Below are 417 nucleotides of genomic sequence, written 5' to 3'. Positions count from 1 at the left end.
TTTCCATTGCCGCATTGTCCAGACAGTTTCCCTTACGGGACATGCTCTGCACTAATCCTTTGTCTTTTAACTGCTTTTGATAAAAATCCATCTGATACTGCCAACCTTGGTCAGAATGCAGTATCGGCTTTTCAGACGGCCTTATATATTGCACCCCAACAAAAGGGGTGTATTTTTACATTCTACTCTTTGACAAATCGGAACAACCGACTTTTGAAAGGGGTCTGAAATGTCATCAGCCTGCCGTACCATCACGCCCGAACCTGAACGTTTTCCCAAATCCTGCACCGTCTGTTAAATATCGTGCAAAACTGAGCCAGGGAAACGGGGAGTTGTGCTCCAAAATTGAGCCACTCTCCGTTTGTTATAAACTGCTCCGCTTTATCACACAGCGGAGCCCAACCTGGATGTTATGCA

Annotated in this window: 1 pseudogene; it reads right to left on the bottom strand. The window is 45.6% G+C overall.

Features of this window, described 5'->3' with window-relative positions:
- A pseudogene (locus tag IR141_RS13705) lies at positions 1-145 on the bottom strand (IS3 family transposase); the annotation flags it as partial.
- Between the last annotated feature and the right edge of the window lie 272 nt (positions 146-417).

Source organism: Neisseria sp. 19428wB4_WF04 (genome assembly GCF_015235335.1).
Taxonomy (GTDB): Bacteria; Pseudomonadota; Gammaproteobacteria; order Burkholderiales; family Neisseriaceae; genus Neisseria; species Neisseria musculi.
The sequence above is the reverse complement of the archived record's forward strand: the minus strand, read 5'-3'. Positions and strand labels throughout refer to the sequence as shown.